This is a genomic window from Mucilaginibacter sp. UYNi724, from assembly GCF_054057495.1.
On record NZ_JBSRZI010000004.1, the window covers coordinates 299,692 to 316,367 of the forward strand.

Annotated in this window: 14 protein-coding genes; 5 read left to right on the forward strand and 9 right to left on the reverse strand. The window is 45.5% G+C overall.

Annotated elements, in window-relative coordinates:
* Positions 1–25: 25 nt before the first annotated feature.
* From ACVW0P_RS08785 to ACVW0P_RS08800, 4 genes are all read left to right on the forward strand, one after another.
* On the forward strand, positions 26–544 hold the full coding sequence (locus tag ACVW0P_RS08785; protein WP_457131734.1) for a DoxX family protein: 519 nt from the start codon (positions 26–28) through the stop codon (positions 542–544).
* On the forward strand, positions 507–812 hold the full coding sequence (locus ACVW0P_RS08790; protein ID WP_457131735.1) for a phosphoribosylpyrophosphate synthetase: 306 nt from the start codon (positions 507–509) through the stop codon (positions 810–812). Before ACVW0P_RS08785 ends, ACVW0P_RS08790 begins: the two co-directional genes overlap by 38 nt.
* A gap of 228 nt (positions 813–1,040) precedes the next feature.
* Positions 1,041–2,366 (forward strand): cytochrome ubiquinol oxidase subunit I, encoded by a 1,326-nt coding sequence (locus ACVW0P_RS08795; protein WP_457131736.1) that lies wholly within the window; start codon positions 1,041–1,043, stop codon positions 2,364–2,366.
* Positions 2,363–3,394 (forward strand): cytochrome d ubiquinol oxidase subunit II, encoded by a 1,032-nt coding sequence (locus ACVW0P_RS08800; RefSeq protein ID WP_457131737.1) that lies wholly within the window; start codon positions 2,363–2,365, stop codon positions 3,392–3,394. Before ACVW0P_RS08795 ends, ACVW0P_RS08800 begins: the two co-directional genes overlap by 4 nt.
* Positions 3,395–3,498: 104 nt before the next feature.
* Here the strand turns inward: ACVW0P_RS08800 and ACVW0P_RS08805 are convergent, their stop codons facing one another.
* The 7 genes from ACVW0P_RS08805 to ACVW0P_RS08835 all read right to left on the reverse strand — a co-directional run bounded on the left by ACVW0P_RS08805 (position 3,499) and on the right by ACVW0P_RS08835 (position 12,908).
* The gene (locus ACVW0P_RS08805) at positions 3,499–4,560 is read right to left on the reverse strand and encodes a phytase (protein WP_457131738.1); all 1,062 of its coding nucleotides are present in this window, start codon (positions 4,558–4,560) and stop codon (positions 3,499–3,501) included.
* A 5-nt stretch (positions 4,561–4,565) separates the two neighbouring features.
* Complete coding sequence (locus ACVW0P_RS08810; RefSeq protein WP_457131739.1) at positions 4,566–5,831, reverse strand: right-handed parallel beta-helix repeat-containing protein; 1,266 nt, start codon at positions 5,829–5,831, stop codon at positions 4,566–4,568.
* Between the two features lie 35 nt (positions 5,832–5,866).
* The gene (locus ACVW0P_RS08815) at positions 5,867–8,644 is read right to left on the reverse strand and encodes a TonB-dependent receptor domain-containing protein (protein ID WP_457131740.1); all 2,778 of its coding nucleotides are present in this window, start codon (positions 8,642–8,644) and stop codon (positions 5,867–5,869) included.
* A 263-nt stretch (positions 8,645–8,907) separates the two neighbouring features.
* Positions 8,908–10,521, reverse strand: a complete 1,614-nt coding sequence (locus ACVW0P_RS08820) for a tetratricopeptide repeat protein (RefSeq protein WP_457131741.1) — start codon at positions 10,519–10,521, stop codon at positions 8,908–8,910.
* A 66-nt stretch (positions 10,522–10,587) separates the two neighbouring features.
* Positions 10,588–11,316, reverse strand: coding sequence for a LytR/AlgR family response regulator transcription factor (locus ACVW0P_RS08825; protein WP_457131742.1), 729 nt, complete (start codon positions 11,314–11,316; stop codon positions 10,588–10,590).
* Positions 11,317–11,378: 62 nt separating this feature from the next.
* Positions 11,379–12,020 carry a hypothetical protein gene (locus ACVW0P_RS08830; protein WP_457131743.1) on the reverse strand — a complete coding sequence of 214 codons (642 nt, stop codon included), beginning with the start codon at positions 12,018–12,020 and terminating at the stop codon, positions 11,379–11,381.
* A 123-nt stretch (positions 12,021–12,143) separates the two neighbouring features.
* Positions 12,144–12,908 (reverse strand): hypothetical protein, encoded by a 765-nt coding sequence (locus ACVW0P_RS08835; protein ID WP_457131744.1) that lies wholly within the window; start codon positions 12,906–12,908, stop codon positions 12,144–12,146.
* 177 nt (positions 12,909–13,085) lie between these two features.
* Here ACVW0P_RS08835 and ACVW0P_RS08840 point away from each other — a divergent pair, with 177 nt between their 5' ends.
* A complete protein-coding gene (locus ACVW0P_RS08840; protein ID WP_457131745.1) occupies positions 13,086–15,131 on the forward strand; it encodes a tetratricopeptide repeat-containing sensor histidine kinase in 2,046 nt (681 codons plus the stop codon).
* On the opposite strand, the gene ACVW0P_RS08845 is transcribed toward ACVW0P_RS08840, so the two are convergent.
* Together ACVW0P_RS08845 and ACVW0P_RS08850 are read right to left on the reverse strand one after the other, a co-directional pair.
* Entirely contained in the window at positions 15,121–16,302 is a 1,182-nt protein-coding gene (locus tag ACVW0P_RS08845) for a glycosyltransferase (protein WP_354432071.1), read from the reverse strand. The genes ACVW0P_RS08840 and ACVW0P_RS08845 overlap by 11 nt on opposite strands.
* 44 nt (positions 16,303–16,346) lie before the next feature.
* On the reverse strand, positions 16,347–16,505 hold the full coding sequence (locus ACVW0P_RS08850; RefSeq protein WP_354432072.1) for a hypothetical protein: 159 nt from the start codon (positions 16,503–16,505) through the stop codon (positions 16,347–16,349).
* Positions 16,506–16,676: the final 171 nt, after the last annotated feature.

Consider the following 16,676-nt stretch of genomic DNA (forward strand, 5'->3'; position numbering starts at 1 on the left):
AATTGTTAAATTAAAATAACCAATTATGAATGCGATACATAAACTCGAGCATTGGGGCGATGCACATCACCCCGCTATTCTTGACCTGCTGCGGATAACTTTAGGCATTTTTTTGTTCATGAAGGGTTACGCGTTTTTTCACAACATGGCTTTTTTGCAATATACCATCGAAGATCAAAGGTTAATAGACCTATCGTCAACGGCTTTGGAAGTTTTGATGTACTATATCACTTTTGTACACCTTGCCGGCGGAGTGTTAATTGCCCTTGGTTTGCTAACGCGATTATCCTCCATCTTGCAATTACCCATCGTTATCGGGGCGATTTTTCTGATCAACATTTTTAAATCGGCCCCAAACTCCGATCTGTGGCTTTCTATTTTTGCCTGTGTGCTGCTGGGCATCTTCGCCGTTATTGGCTCCGGGCCCATATCGCTTAACAAGCTTTTATCCCCGGTGAACAAAAAACGCATTAAAAACCCGATATTGGCCCTACATCTAACACATCATGAAAACAGACTACGGCACCCTATCGCAAACTATTAACGGCTTAAAAGAAGAAGGCTACACCTTAGATTTTAACATCCACGAAGAGGGCCTTTTGTGCCAAACCAGCAATACCCAACTATCGCCAAACGATTTTGAAATAGACAGCGTGTTCCGTTTTGAGGGAGAATCGAACCCCGACGACGAGGCCGTACTTTACGCCATATCATCAAAAAAAGATGGCACTAAAGGCACGCTGGTAAACGGTTACGGGATCTCGGCCGAAGAAATGCCAGCTGCATTGGTTGAGAAATTGCGCACACACTAAACTGGCATTTTCGGCAAGCCTTATTTTAGCTACATTACCGGTTACGGGTTTTGCTATCTGATGGGGTAACCCAAGCCAAAAGTGAGGCGCAGGCAAGCGTGCGCGGCTGTGCCTCATAACACATTCTTAATTGATATACAATATATTAGCTGTGAGTTTCACAATTTATTTTCACTATAAATAAGCTAAAAAATTCGGTTACTTAAACATAGTATCTAAATTGCCGGCATGGATAATTTTATGGCCGCCAGGTCGCAAATGGCATTGTCCCTGGGCTTTCACATAGTATTTTCGTGCATTGGCATGGTGATGCCATTTTTTATGGCCGTGTCGCACTTTTTATGGCTGCGAACGGGCAACCCTGTTTACCAAAATGTAACCAAGGCATGGAGCAAAGGCGTTGCCATCTTCTTCGCTACGGGCGCGGTATCGGGGACAGTGCTCTCGTTCGAGTTAGGCCTGCTTTGGCCAACGTTTATGAAACACGCCGGGCCTATATTCGGTATGCCATTTTCGTTAGAGGGAACAGCATTCTTTATCGAAGCCATCGCTTTAGGGTTTTTCCTTTACGGATGGAACAGGTTTAACCGCTGGTTCCATTGGTTTACGGGCGTTGTAGTAGGCATCAGCGGCCTTTTATCGGGCATACTGGTGGTGGCAGCCAATGCCTGGATGAACAGCCCCGCCGGCTTCGACCTGATAGATGGCAAGTACACCAACATCGACCCAATAAAAGCGATGTTTAACCCGGCCTGGTTCTCGCAAGCCCTGCACATGTCGGTAGCGGCGTTCGCGGCAACGGGCTTCGCGGTGGCGGGCGTACACGCGCTGATGATATTGCGTAAACAGAATATAAACTTCCACATGCGGGCCTTTAAAATCGCGGCCATATTTGGCGTGGTGGCAGCCATATTGCAACCGCTAAGCGGCGATATATCTGCTAAGATGGTAGCAAAAAGGCAACCCGCCAAGCTTGCCGCAATGGAAGCGCATTTCGAAACTAAATCATATTCGCCGTTGATCATCGGCGGCATCCCCGATGTAAAAAATAAAAAGGTTAATTACGCTATAGAGCTGCCCGGCATGCTCAGTTTTATGATACATGACGACTTTAAGACACCCGTAAAAGGCCTCGACCAAATCCCCATCAAGGATCAGCCACCTATCGCGGTAACGCATTTCGCTTTCCAGATCATGGTGGCCCTGGGTATGCTGATGATGGGCCTTGGCGTGATATACCTGATAGCCCTTTGGAAGAAGAATACCTGGTTTGATAAGCGCTGGTTCCTCAAGCTATTCATTTTGGCCACCCCTATCGGTTTTATCGCCGTAGAGGCCGGGTGGACCGTTACCGAAGTTGGCCGCCAGCCCTGGATAATACAAGGCGTTATGCGCACGGCAGATGCCGTTACGCCAATGCCGGGCATCAGCTATTCGTTCTACTTGTTTACGGCGGTTTATTTTACGCTGAGTTTGGCAGTGATATTCCTCCTATACAGGCAAATTAAAATGGTGCCCGAAATTTACGATAACCCTAACCCCGCAAAAGCATGATATACGTTGTGATCGTTTTTTTATGGGTGGCGCTCCTGCTGTACCTTGTAATGGGTGGGGCCGATTTTGGGGCGGGCATCATAGAGATGTTTACGTCTAACAAAAATAAATCGCGCACGCGGAAGATCATGTATAATGCCATAGGGCCGATATGGGAGGCTAACCACATGTGGCTTATCATCGCTATTGTGATCTTGTTCGTTGGTTTCCCGGTGATCTATGCCACCATGTCTACCTATCTGCATATCCCGCTTACGGTGATGCTAATGGGGATCATCGCGCGCGGCACTGCCCTTACCTTCCGTAATTATGATGCGGTGCATGATAATATGCAGAAGGTTTATAACAAGATCTTTGTGTACTCCAGCTTTATCACGCCTTTATTTTTGGGCATTATAGCGGGCAGCGCGGTATCCGGCCGGGTAGATCTGCAAGCCACCAACTTTATGGATGCCTACATCTACAGCTGGTTCAACTCGTTCTCTATCGCTATCGGTTTTTTCACCGTTGCGCTATGCGGATTTTTAGCAGCCATCTACCTCATCGGCGAAACCAGGGACGAGGCCGAACGCAAGAGTTTTATCCGTAAGGCCAAACTGATGAATGTGGCGGCTGTGGTGGCAGGCTCGTTGGTATTTATCGCGTCGGTACAAGAAAACATCCCGCTGGTGCAATGGGTGTTTGGTAACGTTATAGGTATAGCGGCAGTTAGCGCGGCAACCATTTCGCTCATCGCTTTATGGTACCTTATCGCCAAAGGCAAACGCTTTATTATCCGGGTACTGGCAGGCTTCCAGGTAACCATGATATTATTAACCACTACCTATAAACACTACCCCAATATCATCATCCTTAAAAACGGCGGCCACCTTTCCCTCATCGAAGATCAGGGTGCCGAGAAAGCCATCCAGGCCTTAGGTGTAGCTTTATTGGTTGGCAGTTTATTTATCCTGCCCGCGCTGTTTTATTTGATATGGAGTTTCCAGTATAAACCGGAGCAGGTTGATGAGGAAATGCATGGGCATTAAAAAGTCCGAAAGTCGGTGAAGTCCGAAAGTCCGGAAGATAAATTTCGCAGAGAATCTTTCGGACTTCCGGACTTTTCTGACTTTCGGACTTTCCGACTCAAAACCTATTTAACCTTCAACTCCTTACCGGCGATATGTTCCCAACGGTAATAATGAAATGTACGGTCATCGCTCATCACCACGAACAAGCCGTGTTTAAAGGTGTCATTTAAGGGCATATTCACTACATCAGAACCATCGCTTTGGGTAGCCTGTACGTTGGCAACCTTCAGTAACTTATGCTGAAACGGGTTTTGGTTTGTGCCTTCGCGGCTAAAGATCTGGAAACGGTTTGCCCCCTGGTCTGATACCAAAATGTAACCTGTAGTATCTGTCAGCTTGTATATCGAAATGCCCTCGTGGTCGGCTTTAAAACCTGTGGTGCCAAATATGGCCAGCTGCTGGTTCCCTTTTGCAGGGTCGGCGTAGTATTGGCGAACGCCAACCTGCTCGTCCGAGTAATAGATATACCCCAGTTCGTTATCCACCGCTATGGATTCTATCTCTTTTTTGCCGCTGTACTCGCCAAATTTGCGCACAAGTGTAGCTTTTACATTTCCTGTGCCATCATCGCCCAGTAAATACTGCCAGATGTAGCCGCCTGTTTTAGGGCCATTTTTGCGGCCAACTATAGCGTACATCTTGCCGTCCTTACCGGTGTAAATAGAAATACCCATCAAATCGCGGTACTCCATGCCTATTTCGCCAACAAACATATCGATGCCGCCTTTGTCAACGGGTTTCATATCCGGTAACGAATAAATACGCAGCTTATGGCTGATACGTTCGGTTGTAATAGCGATATCAGTTGGTTTACCATTCAGTATTAAACCGTAAGCAAGGTCTACATTGTTTGGGCGATGTAGGCCGCGCACCACTTTATCTTTAATTATCTTCCCCTGCAGATCGAACACATACAAAGCACCATCGGCATCTTTATCCGTGCCTATCACCAGGCTTTTGGCCGGGTCCGCTTTGTTTACCCAAATGGCAGGATCGTCGGTATCATACTTAACCGCCTCGGTAATCACAACCGGTTTAATGGCATTGGTATCAACCGCCGGCTTGCAAGACATTAGTGCCAGTAAAGCCAACGGCGTAAATGAATATATTTTAACTCTCTTCATCCCAATTACAATTTAACACCGTAAGCGCCAATGTACACAGATGGCTCGGGAGATACATAGGTAATGCCATTTAACATCGTGATACCCGCCTTATGGTGACGCGTAAAGGTGGTAGTTCCTTTTGCTAACGCAGGTGAATTACCTTGCAGGTGAAAATCCCACGCGGTGTTAAAGTCAGGGCTCAATACCGGGTTGTTAAGCGGGAAGCTTACAAACTTAGGGTCGTTATCGCCCGCTGCGGTTCCTCTTACATCATTTGCACCACCGGTTACCACATCGTTTTTACCAACCTGGAACTGGTCTACAGTTGCCTGTTCGTTACCATAGTACCAGTTGTAATCATTTTTAGAACGGTTGTCTTCCAGTTTTTTAGGGTCGTGTTTAATACCAAAACGGGTGTTGGCAAACAGGTTGTTATAAAGTTCGGCACGCACAGTCGCCTCTAACCAAACCGAACCACCCTTGGCGGTAGGCCTTCTCCAACCTGTGTTCACCATGGTATTGTTGTAGGCTATAATGTATGCCTGTGGGGTGCGGTCGCCGCTGTTGGATAGCTTAAGCGCGTTAGTATTACAGCTGTAAACCAGGTTATTTGCCACATCGGCCAAACAGCCCGATTTAAAGTTCATGGCCTCGCCGCCTGTTACGCCAGTTGTATAAAATACGTTGTTAGCAAAAATGATCTTACCACCCTCGATGTAAGTACAATCTTCCTGGAAGTTACGGATGATGCTGTTTTGCACGATCAGTTTACCGTTCACGTTCGAGAACCAAAGCGCAGGCAGGTTCTCACCTGCTACCGCTTTGTATAAGCCCATTTTTACTGATGTAGATGCATCTGAAGTTGTTGCTCCGCCGTATTCAAGAATGGTATGGTCAAGCACGAGTTCGGCACAGGTTGGGCCGGCTAATATACCACCCCAAAGCTTACCAAATTTATTTTCGGCAGTACGGTAACCATCGCTTACGGTAAATTTTACCGGGTTAGCATCAGTACCCAACGAGTACAGGTTACCTTTTACTACTATTTCTGGTTTGGCAGTAACATCCATCAAAACGGTTACACCTTCTTCAATGGTAAGCGATTGTCCTTCGGGGATAATAATATCACCCTTAATTTCGTGCACGCTGCCCTTTGCCCACACGCCCGATACTTCGCCAATTGCCGAACCGTTTTGCGGTGTGGTATCAACATCTTTGTTAGCTTTTTGGCAACCGGTAAATACCAGTGTGCTTAAGGCCAGGGCCGTTAAAATCTGCTTTAATTTCATCTTAATTTATATTTGAAATGCTGTTATACTTTTAATTAATTGAATTTATACCTAACCCCTATCAGGTAAGTTTGGCCGTACAGATCATTACGGATAAGCGTGTGGCCGTTGGTTACCAGGTTTTCCTGTAGCTTATCGTTTTCGGCGTTAACACCCTTTATGTAAAGTTTAAATGGTGTATTAAGCAGGTTACCGGCTTTCGCGAATACGCTTATGCCGCTTTTAAACCTTTTCTCGGCCGAGGCATCCATCTGGATAAAGCCCGTTTGCCAAAAATCGTTATTTACAAACTGCGATACCGTATTGATGCGGGGGCCTGTGTAAGCGCCGGCTATCTGTACATCCCAGCCTTTTTTAGTGTCTTTATATAATAACGACAAGTTTGCAATGTGCTCCGACTGCCCAAAAAGCGGCCTGGTCTGGTTAACTTCAACCGTTTCGATATCGCCGGTTGTACCGTTTATCTGGCGTTTATTTTTTGTAGTGGTAATGCGCGAATGGGTGTAAGTATAGTTTGCCTTGAAACCAATTTTGTTAAAAAATTTAACGTAATCTATCTCGGCACCGTAGTTTTTGGCTGTGCCAAAGTTGCCCGGTATGTAATAAATATTATTGTGCGCAGATCCATCAGACTCGAAGGTAAATTCGATAGGGTCTTTTATGTTTTTATAAAACGCGCCTACAAGTAACTGCTCGGATGCACCCGGGAACAACTCGTACCGCAGGTCATAATTATCTGCAAGGGCACGTTTAAGATCGGGGTTACCCCTTTCATCGTAATCATCACCCGGCACACCGCCCGGTATCAGCTCAAAAAAGCCGGGGCGATTAACTGCCCTGTAGTATGATGCATGTAATTGTGCCTTATCTGTCAAATGGTATTTGGCTATCAAACTTGGCAGCACATCGGTATATACCTGGTTGCCTGTAGGCCTTGTTTCGCCCTGCGGGAACAACATATTATAGCCCTGGTTGGTATGCTCTACACGCGCGCCCCCTGTTAATTCAAACTTTTCGTTTCGGTAGCTAAACATACCGTAGCCTGCGCTGGTTTTTTCTGATGCATCGTAAGTAAGCGGGTTGGCTACACCACCTGTAGGGTTATTAACAACCAGGTTCAAGTCGGTATATTTTTGAAAATCCACACCATAAAGCAAGCCCGCGTTAGCGGCAGATGGCGATAACGAGTAGTTATTATAAAAGCTGCTTCGCTGCTTATCGCGGTATAAACCACCAATGCTGATGTCTAAATTTTTAACGCCTCTAAAGATGTTATAGGTAAGGTCCAGGTAACCTGCCTTGTCCTCATCTGTATTGCGTTCCCAGCGGCTCTCTACCGGTGACGTATTTACCAGCGAAGTACGTGTGTCAACGTTATTCTGGCGCAGGCCGTTCAATTCAATATTGGTATTTTGAGGCACCTCATTTAATGCCGATGAATACACTGCCGACCACTGCACTTTAAACTTATCATTAAAAAATTTGTGATCGCCATGCAGGGTGCTGTTGTAGATCTGCTGTTCGGTCAATCGGCTGCGGGTGTTGTAAACAAGCTCGGCGTTACCATTGGCGGGGTCATATACGCCGTTATAATTGGTTATTAGCGCCTCGCGGAGCTGCTGGCTCTTAAGGTTTACGTACATGTTGTACAGACTGATCTTATTGTTCTTGTCAAACACGTAATCAACTTTACCGTGCAAACCTAAACGGGTTTGGTGGTCAGATATCTGGCGCTCGCTTTTGTTGGTAATGGTGCTGTACTCATCAGTACCGCTTACTGTAGAACCATATAAGGTACTATTGCTGCCGCGATAGTTGTTTTGGTAGCTGCCTGCTACAATTACACCCAGTTTGCCATCTAAAAACCGCTGACCGATAGAAATACTGCCAATAACGTTTGGCGCAGGTTTTTTTGAGGTATAGTCAAACACCCCTTTAGGAAAATCGGCTTGGGTGGCGTTGTAGGCACGGCCATTTATTTCGTAAGGCGATTTATGGTTGATGCCCGATGCATCAAAGCTGGTAAAGTTACGGTCGAAAAATAACTGGCTGTAACCGGTAGCGATGTTGGCGTTGATCTGGAAATGATCGGGCGCGTTTTTCATCACCATGTTTACGGCACCACCTATCGCGTCACCCTCGAGGTTTGGCGTAAGGGTTTTGTAGATCTCTAAACGGTCTAACAAATCCGACGGGAAAAGATCCAGCGGTACGTAGCGGTATTTGTTATCCGGGCTCGGGATCTTGACGCCATTAACCAATGTATAGTTGTACCGTTTGTCCATACCACGTATGGTAGCAAACTGGCCGTCGCCGTTACTGTTACGCTCTATGGATACACCCGATACACGCTGCATAACATTGGCAACGGTCAAATCCGGAGATACCTCAATGGCACGGCCCGATACAATGTTCATCACCTGCGTAGCATTTTGCTCGATACGGCAGGCATCGCGGTCGGTAGAACCGCTTGCTGTAGCACGCACAGTAACCTCGCCCAGGTCTTTAGCTGCACTTTCCATGTAAATTTTAATATGGTCGTTAGCTTTTTCCAATACGGTAATTTGCCGGGTAACCGTTTTATAGGTAATGTAGCTGATGCGAAGTGTTGCTACCCCGGCAGGTACACCCTTAATTTCGAATGAACCATCCAGCCCGGTGCTGGTGGCTTGGCCTGTCCCATCTAAAAAAATGGTGGCGCCTACCAAGGCTTCGCCCGAATGTTTATCGTAAACGTGGCCTTTAATTTTAGCGGCACCGGCTATTGTTGCACAAAAGAGAAGTGGCAACAGTACTTGTAAAAGTTTATTCATTGCTGTGTGATAACGTCCATTTTTATTTGACGATGTAAAGTTGTGTTACATCCTGTCACAAAAAAAATTCTCAGCGTTACCGAAAGGCAACAGCGTTACAAAGCCTATATATCAAAAGGCAACAACCAAATTCAACTTATTGATTTTCAATTATATATCATAAATGGAAACCTCCGTTACCATTTCATTACCGTTACATTACCATAATGTTAAGTCGTTAAAATAACCACAAAATGGGTTTGAATGAGCAGCCTTGTAACGCTTTACAACGTTTGTATAAACGCCGTAAGGTTATCGCCCTGCGGGATATTCAGCTTTTTGCGCAGCCTGTAACGCGATACGCGGAGGCTATCGGTAGAAATTCCTAATAAAGTGGCAATGTCGTGCGAGTCGAGGTTGATGCGGAGCAGGGCTATCAACCTCATATCTGCCGAGGTAAGTTCGGTGCTATGCTTCTTGATACTATCAAAAAACTGCTGGTGCACCTGTTCAAAGGCGGTGGTAAACTCTTTCCAGTGTTGCTCGTGGTTAAAGCTTCCGTTTATCTGGACTATAAGCTGCTGCATTTGTTTCTTTTGGTCGCGCTTATCCTCTTTTACCATAGCCTGTAAGCTGCCACGCAAATGCTCCAAAAACTGGTTGTTCTTGATCAGGTTGAGGGTGTGGGTAGATAGCTCCCGGCTTTTAATATCCAGCTGCTGTTTAAGGCTATCTTCCTCTAAATGCCGGTTCTTAAGTTCCAACTGCGTTAACTCATGCTCGGCTTCCTTTTGTTTTGCCAAAGCACGCTGATCTTTAATTTTTAAGCGTTGGCGGCTAAAGATCACCATTCCCAATATCACCAATAACACAATTACCACAAATACGGCCACACCTATAATGCGATTTATTTTGCGAATGTTATTTAGGCGGGTAATCTCGTCGCTCTTTTTATTAATATCGTATAGCACCTGTAAAAACGCGGTTTGGTTAACCCCATCTTTTGAATATACTTCTAATGAATACTTGCGGCTAAGTTCGGCGTAATGATAGGCGCTATCCATTCGGTTCATTAACTCATAAGCCTTGCCCAGGTCTTTACTACAGGATGCCAGCTGGTAAATATTACCGGTTTGCTGTGCCATCGCCATCGCCCTGCGAGATTCCACGATGCTCTCGGGATACTTACCCGTTTTGCGCAATATATCGCCCAGGTTGTTTATTACTTCTATAGTGCCAATGTCATTATGATCCTCTTTATAAAGTTGCAGCGAGTGGTTAAAGCTGATGTAGGCACTGTCGTATTTAGCCAGGTCCTCGTAAATGCTGCCCAGGTTCTCGTATATTTTGGCGGCACCCTGTTTATAATTGGCTTGGGTATAGTTTTTTAATGCGAGGTTTTGGTAATAGAACGCGCTATCATACCGATGGCTTTTTTCGTAAAGGTGGCCGATATTACCAAAAATCTCGGCCTGGCCTTTCAGGTTATTATTCTCTTTGTAGATGCTTAACGCTTTGTTATACATAGCGCGCGATCTGTCCAGCTGTTTATTGTAGTAATACAGCACCCCCATTTCGCCGGTATTGGCGGCCAGCCTGTCGCGGTTGTTGCCCGCGCTAAAGATCTTATCGGCGTGTAAATAAAAATCGAGCGCCTGGGCATAGTGGCCCTGGTTATAACAAATCTGCCCCATTTGCTGCAGGCAGATGCCTTCGGTAAGCGGGTCGTTCTTATCTATTGCCTGCGCATGAAGCTTTTTAAGGATGATAAGTGCCGAATCGGGATGCTTCTGGCTAAGCGAGCGTGTGGAAAGCAATTCCTTGTCCTGTGCTTTAAGGTTAAAGCAGCAGACTGAAATACAGGAAGTAAAAACAAATAGGAATAAACGTTTAGCCATTTGTGCGTGTTGCGTAGCAGCAACTATACAAATGAACTATTTTAATATTAAGTTAATGTTAAGCCATCAACCACCAAACAGCTTCTCTACCAGAGCCTCTTTACGCGATGCGGATACCTCCACCTCGGTGCCATCGCTCATTTCCAGTGTACCACCATCACCCTTGCGGTATTTTACAATATAATCCAGGTTAACAATTACGGAGCGGTTTATCCGCAGAAAGAAAGCATCCGCAAGTACGTTCTCGTATTCTTTAAGGGTTTTTGATACCACTATCTTTTTACGATCGGCAAGGTAAAAGGTACTGTAGTTGCTCATGGCTTCTACGCGTACAATGTTGGCTTTATCTATAAGATACACCCCCTCGGCAGTTGGCAGGGCAATGCGGTTGCGCGATGGTTTATCTGATATTTTAATTTGCTGTTTATCCTGCTCAGCAAAGCGCTTTTTTAGGCGATAAATGGCTGTGTGCAGCTCCTCCTCGTCTATAGGTTTCAAAAGATAATCTACTGCGCTAAGGCGCAATGCTTCCAGGGTATAGGTGTCATAAGCCGTGGTAAATATCACCTGGAAATTGAACGCGCCAAGCTTCTCTAAAAACTGGAACCCGTTAAGTCCCGGCATCTCCACATCTAAAAAAAGCACATCCGGATTAAGGACCACAATTTTCGACAAGGCCTTATAGGGGTCATTAAATACGGCGGCAACTTCCAGGTCGTCCTCAAACGATTCCAGTTTGCGGTTAAGCAAGCTGCTGCCCCGCTCCTCGTCATCTAATATTACTGCTTTTAACATTGGTAGATGGTATAAATTTGATGGTAAACTAATATAGGGTTATTTGGCTGATTTGAATTTTCTTATTTCGGATCAAGCGTCGCGGTGATTATCCCATCGGCGGCCGAATAGCTTTCATAGTTAAGCTTGCCGTTCTGTACAATCAAAAACAGGCTTGATTTGCTTGGTGTGTCATAAACGTAAGCCGCTATGTTCCCACCAGGGGTGTAAGTATATTTTTGTGTATCACCGGCAAAAAACAACTGATCCGTGGCGGCTTCAAAATCTATTTCAGCAGTAAAATCAAGGTTAAAATTGGGGTAATGGATGACCCCTTTAAACTTTGTGCCCCTTAATAAACTCGCCCCGGGTTGCGGGCTTAAATTTGCCGATGTAAAGTTTAGGCCGGCGATAAGCCAGTCGGTTATCTGGCCGTCTTTCAGGTTAAAATAGCCGTTATCGTCCAATACAATCTTATCTTTTTCTACGTGGAAGTTCAAAGTACTTTCGCCGTTAAGGTTTAGCAGTTTGGCTTTGTTGCCGGCCATGAGCGTAAGTACGTAAGGGTGCTCCGCGCCTCCATCGGTAACAATGGTATTTTTCATTTTCCCCTGGATGATGTAACCCACATAATCTTTCGAATCGCCGCCTTTATTTGATGCATCTTTACGGCAGCCCGCCATGCAAAATGGTAGCACAAGCAGTATAAATAGTATTTTTTTCATGATGGTTGATGTTTAATTGCTTTTGTTAATGTTAAAGTAGCAGCATCCCTTAAGCCGTTCTTTGATAACGAGTTACCCCGAACCGGCAATGAGCGAACAAGCCCTTTTACCGGGTAAGCCTTGCTATTGTACCCAGGTTTTAAATTTGGCGTTCATTTGCTGTGTCCAGTTGCCGCCGCAATGGGTTTCGCAGCTGTTATCGGTAACGCCACCGCTTTGGGCTTTGATGGCCGAGTTGGCCGGAATCATATCATACAATGCTTTGCCGTTAAAATCACCTTCGTTATTGCCTTTGCAATTAATGCTGAATACGGGCACTTTAAAATGCTCGGCTTTCCAGGTATCGGCACCTCCACAGGCAGCTAATACACCCTTGGTATAGGCCAGCGTATTGTTCACGGTAATATCGGTAAGCAGCATAAAGCTGGCGTAAGAAAAGCCCGCCACTGCCGATTTTGATTTAGCCACCCCATATTTTTCTGATAAGGCTGTGATACATTTATCATAGTCCTGCGCTATTTGCGCGGCGCTGTTGTTCCAATCGGCGTTGCCTGCGGTTTTACGGTATTGTACAATGGCGGTTACATAGCCATCTTTAGCAGCGGTTTGGCAAAAGTCGGTTTCGGCACCACCATCAAGGCTGCCCGGCGACGGGTCATTTTCGTTGTTACCGCTGCCCACTACTAGGATGCCTTTAAAATTAGCCGCGCCATCTTTGGTAAAAACACGGTAGGTAATGCCGTTATTGGTTTCTGTTTTTTGCGATATGCCCCCCACCTGTTGCGGTGGCTGCACATTGCCGTTATCCGGGTTATTGGGATTGGATTCATTTTTTTTGCCGCATGCCGCCAATAGCAACAGTGAAGCGATAAGTAGGTAGTTTTTCATTTCTCTCTGTATTTGTTTCCTCAAAGAAGGAGTAAAAAATCGCCCGAAAAGCACCAACCTATTGAACAGGCATTTTTACCGAGTGAATGCAGGGTTCTGCTTAGCGTGTGCTACCTTTAATAAAAATGATTATGCTTTAATTTGAATATATTTATAATAATTCAACCACCCCGTAATATGACTAAGAGGATTTTTTTAATACTCATCGTGTTTATAACTTGTTTTGCCATTAATGCTTATGCCCAAAAGCAAGGCAAGGCAGCGGTTGATTCTATGCTGATTACGCTTAAAAAATCTAAACCCGACATCAACAGGGTTAAACTGCTGGATAGCCTCGCGCTGATTACCTCGGGCTTTAGTTCAGATAGCGCAATAAAATATGCCGAGCAAGCCCTGGCACTGGCGCAGAAACTGAACTATAAACAAGGTGTGACAAATTCGGCCAGGCTGATGGGTGCTATCCAGATGGATCTGGGCAAGAATGACCTGGCACTGGCTAATTTTAAACTGTCATACGAAATAGCTGAACAGATAAACGACACATACGGCATGATAGCCGGTTTAAATAACATAGGCGCAATTTATCAGCGTACCAGCAATTACCCTATGGCGGCTAATTACTTTTTTAAAGGCCTTAAAATTGCCGAAGGTTACAAAGATGATAAAGCAATTGCCCAAAGCGAAACCAATATTGGCACCTTATATGCGCAACAGCAAAACATTGACCAGGGCATAAAACATGCCCGGAGGGCAGAGGAACTTTATCAGCATCTTAACCAGCCATCCGAAAGGGCTAAAAACCTGGAGATATATGGCCTTTGCTATGTATTTGCTGCAAAATTTAAACAGGCTATACCCCTGTTTTTGAAAGCACTAAAACTTTACGAAAGCCAGAACGACGAACTTGGCAAAGCCATCATATACACACAACTGGTAAATTGCACTGCCGATGACCCGGTAAAACAGGTAGAATATTTAAATAAAGCACAAATACTTTGGGAAAAATTCGCGCCCGAAAACTTAAACGCTATTGCAAATACAGCTAATTACGGGGCTACCTATTATGCTATTTTGACCAGCCCCACTGCCTATAAAATTGTACACGAAAAGCTTGGAATGACTAAAGAACAATTGCTTGCCGGCGCCGAGACTTATCTGAAGAAAGGCATAGCACAAAGCCGAAAAGCAGGCAACAATGACCTGTTGGTACAAGTTATAAAGTATTATGCCGACCTAAGCGAGTATAAAAAAGATTATAAAGAGGCACTAACCAGCTTAAAAAGCTATACTACGCTGCACGATTCGTTGTATTCCCAGGATAACAAGAACAAGATAGCCGCGCTGGAGGGCGAACGTGAGATAGCGATCCGTGATAAACAGATAGCTAACCGCAAACTGGAAGTTAAGCAGCTTTGGATCTACGGTATCCTGTTTATTGTACTTTTAACGGGCATCCTGCTTTCTCTTTTAAATCGCTACCGCATTAAGCAACTGAGGCTGAACCATACCTTACAACAACAGGAAGCACAACAAGAGGCCAAGGAACTGAGCTACCGAAACAAATTATCTGAAAGCGAACTGAAGGCCATCCGATCGCAGATGAATCCGCACTTTATATTTAACGTGCTCAACTCTATCGAATCGTACGTGTTGGAGAACGACTCAAAAACGGCCAGCAGGCTGGTGCAAAAATTTGCTACGCTGAGCCGTTTGATATTGGAAAACTCCACCCAAAGTATGGTGATAGCCGAGCGCGAATGGAAAGCCCTTAAGCTATACACCGAATTGGAGGCCATGCGCTTTAATAACCAATTTAGCTATGCGTTTTATGTAGACCCGGAGCTTGACCTGGCCACCCTGATGCTGCCCCCTATGCTGGTACAGCCACTCATCGAAAACTCGATACACCACGGCCTGCGCAATTCGGCAGAAGAAAAAAGCAGCTTAAACGTACGGCTTGAACAAACCGATACCGAGATCTATTTTACTGTGGATGATACCGGCATTGGAATGGAGGAATCGGAAAAGTTTAAAACTTACTCATCTATCAAAAGCAAATCGATAGGCCTGAACGCCATCCGCGAAAGGATCGAGATCATCAATGAAATGGGCAAAACACATAAAGCCGGGTTCGAGATCCGTAAGAAAACAGCGGAGGAAGGGCTTGGTACCATCGCTATTTTAACGCTGCCAAAGGTTATCCGCAATACCTTTATACCTTAACCAGTTCCAAGCCCTCGGGGCGCTTTATCACCAGGTTGCTTACATCATCAAAGTAAGTGTAAACCAATTGCTCCCAGCTAAGCTGGCGGCTTATTTTTAAACCTTCGGCAGATAGCTGGATGCTGAGGATCTTGTTATTCAATATCAGTTCTATCTTCTCCAGGTAGTCGGCGGCGTTGTATGGGCTGCACTTGAAACCGTTTACGCCCTGCTCAATAAAATCTTTAGAGCCGCCGCCATCAGCAATTACACATGGCAGGCCCGACGCCATGGCCTCTACCACCACATTGCCATAAGTTTCGGACACGGAAGGGAACAGGAACACATCCGCGGAAGCATACAATATCGACAGGTACTGGTGCTCTATCTTCCCCGTAAAGGCTGCTTTAGGCATCCGTTCTTCGCAGGCCTGGCGCGCGGTGCCATCGCCCACAATTAAAAAATTAACAGGTACGCCCCGCTCCTGCACCAGGTCATAAATATTAAAAAGGGTTTCGAGGTTCTTTTCCCAAACCAGCCTGCTGGCAAAAATGATGGTAGGGTTTGTGTTACCCGTTAAGCGCCGGATAAGGTTGCGCCCCCGCTTGTATGGCGAAAACAGGCGCGTATCTATCCCCCGTTTCCAGATCTTCATTTTTGTTGGGAAGACACCCATATCGCAAAGCTCGGCCTTGATACTGTCCGACGGTACATACACCTTATCGCAACGGTTATAAAAGCTTTTGTGGCCTTTAGCGATGCGCTGTTTAAGCCCTTTGATAAATATAGGCGTGTACTTAAAGTAATAATCAACGTAGGATATAAAATGCGTGTGGTAAATACTGATGACCGGCAGGCCATTCCGGTTGGCGTGATCCAGCCCAAAATTACCTAAAAACGACGGTGTAGAGAGATGGACAACATCTGCACCAAAGGCCTTTAACTTATTGTTCAGCTTTTTTTGAGCAAGTACAGGCAGGGCTACCGAATAACTGGCGTTAAGCGGCACCGATACCCTGGGTACCTTGAACCCATCAAAACCTAATATTTTATCCGGCCCGGCACCGTAAATAAACAGGTACTCGAACCGTGTGGTATCTATCCGTTTTATCAGCTGATAAATGGTGCGCACGGCGCCATCAAAGTCTTCCACCAATATATCGGCAAAAAACGCGACCTTAATTTTTCTCAAAGGTTCTCCTTTTCACAATAAACTTACCCGCCCAAACAGCAAAACTACATAGAGTGCTGGTGCTGGTTCTTTTGTTTTAGCCGCGGCCTCATCAGCCTTTTTGGCCCGTCGGTACGTTTTACCGGAACGCGCGATGCGGCCCATATTACAAATGCCGCAATAAGTAGCATTGCCAGATCAAGCGATGAATATCCCATTTCCATTTGTTTTATGTTTAACAGTATAAAGCTACGGGCTTAGTATAACAGGAATGTTAGGGGCGTGTTATTAAATAAATTAGAGTTGGGGAAGGGTGCGGGTGGATGGTGCGGGAATGCGAATGCAGTGTTGCGGTGGATGATGGGCAAGTAGCCTTTCCCCAAACTTCTCTCCAA